Origin of the sequence: Rhodococcus sp. EPR-157 (genome assembly GCF_001647195.1) — a bacterium.
Classification (GTDB): domain Bacteria; phylum Actinomycetota; class Actinomycetes; order Mycobacteriales; family Mycobacteriaceae; genus Rhodococcoides.
Map to the genome: position 1 here is coordinate 1 of NZ_LVCV01000319.1, position 799 is coordinate 799.

General features: G+C 61.6%; 2 protein-coding genes. One reads left to right on the forward strand and one right to left on the reverse strand.

The window, feature by feature from the left end; genetic code table 11:
• The coding region (locus A2J03_RS14890) for a GDP-mannose 4,6-dehydratase (protein WP_156520403.1) at positions 1 to 284 on the reverse strand (284 nt) is incomplete at its 3' end.
• A 137-nt stretch (positions 285 to 421) separates the two neighbouring features.
• Between A2J03_RS14890 and A2J03_RS14895 the strand changes: the two genes are divergently transcribed.
• On the forward strand, positions 422 to 799 hold a 378-nt coding region (locus A2J03_RS14895; protein ID WP_156520404.1), incomplete at its 3' end, for a sugar nucleotidyltransferase.

The window sequence follows — 799 nt, forward strand, 5'->3', positions numbered from 1 at the left end:
TGCAAGAACGGCCAGGGGTTGGCGAGACTGTTGTCGTTGTGTGATTCGGCGGCGAAGTGGACGACCAGATCGGTCTTCTGCACCAGGCTGTCGACCAAGTCCTTGTCGGCGATGTCGCCTTCGACGAAGTCGATCTTGTCTGCGACGGGGGCGAGCGATGCCCGGTTGCCCGCGTACGTGAGGGCGTCGAGGACGGTTATCTCGACGTCAGGACGCTCGGCGACGGTCAGATGGACGAAGTTCGCGCCGATGAACCCGGCACCCCCGGTCACGAGCAGTCTCATGAGTGTGGAGTTTAGCCGCACTGTCCCTTCCGAGCCGATCCGCTCGTCGCACGGGCACACGACTCGGATGAGAAGCCGTATCGAATCCCGTCGCAGTGACCGCGCACGGTTCGGGTCGATCTGGGAGACTGCCGGGTATGCGGGGAATCATTTTGGCGGGCGGTACCGGGTCGCGTCTTCATCCGATCACGATGGGAATCAGCAAGCAGCTTGTTCCGGTCTACGACAAACCGATGATCTACTACCCGCTCTCGACGCTGATTCTGGCGAACATCCGCGACATCTTGATCATCACCACTGCGCAAGACTCCGAGCAGTTCCAGCGTCTGCTCGGTGACGGCTCGCAGTTCGGCATCAACCTCACCTACAAGGTCCAGCACACCCCGAACGGTCTCGCGCAAGCATTCGTCCTCGGTGCCGAACACATCGGGACCGAGGGTGCTGCTCTGGTGCTCGGTGACAACATCTTCTACGGCCCAGGGCTGGGCTCGCAGCTGGGTAGATTCGAGGCGATC